Here is an 801-nt window from a genome sequence, read left to right as displayed (position 1 = left end):
CTGGAGTCGGACGGCACGGTCGCGGCGATCGCGGCACCCGTCGACGCGGTGGACGCGCGCTTCTGGGAGGCCGTCGAGAGCGGCGACCTGGAGGCGCTGTCCGCGACCCTCGACCTGGACGGGGACCAGCCGCTGAGTTCGGTGCTGCCCGCGCTCTCGGCCTGGCGCCGGCAGAGCCGGGAGCAGTCCGTCGTGGACGGCTGGCGCTACCGCGACAGTTGGAAGCCGGTCACCGAGTCTGCGTCGGGTGTGCTGTCGGGGACCTGGCTGGCCGTGATCCCGGCGGGCCTCGCCGAGGACCCGGCCGTGTCCGGCACGCTGAGCATGCTGGCCGGCCGGGGCGTGGACGTCCGCCAGGTCGAGCTGGATGTCGCCGACCGTGCCGTGCTGGCCGAGCAGGTGGGCGCTGCGGTGGATGTCGGCGCCGTGTCCGGCGTGCTGTGGCTGCCGATGGCCGACCAGGACCCGGCGTCCGCCGCAACCCTGGTGCAGGCGCTGGGCGATGCGAGTGTCGACGCGCCGCTGTGGTGCGTGACGCGCGGCGCGGTGTCGACCGGCCGCTCGGACCGGCTGATGGATCCCGCGCACGCACGGGTATGGGGTCTGGGCCGGGTGGTGGCTCTGGAGCATCCGGAGCGCTGGGGTGGTCTGGTTGACCTCCCGGAGACGATCGATGATCGTGTGCTGTCCCGCCTGGCGGGCGTGCTGGCCGGTGTTGCGGGTGAGGACCAGGTCGCGATCCGTGCGTCGGGTGTGTTCGGTCGTCGTCTGGTGCGGGCGTCGCGTGGGGAGGCAGCCGCC

General features: G+C 73.9%; 1 protein-coding gene. It reads left to right on the top strand.

The genetic code is table 11. From position 1 onward, the window contains the following. The coding region (locus TR48_RS44140) for a SpnB-like Rossmann fold domain-containing protein (RefSeq protein WP_042375654.1) at window positions 1-801 on the top strand (801 nt) is incomplete at both ends.

This window comes from Streptacidiphilus neutrinimicus, assembly GCF_000787815.1.
In the GTDB taxonomy this organism is placed as follows: domain Bacteria; phylum Actinomycetota; class Actinomycetes; order Streptomycetales; family Streptomycetaceae; genus Streptacidiphilus; species Streptacidiphilus neutrinimicus.
Note: the sequence above shows the minus strand (reverse complement) of the source record. Positions and strands in the feature narration are given on the sequence as shown.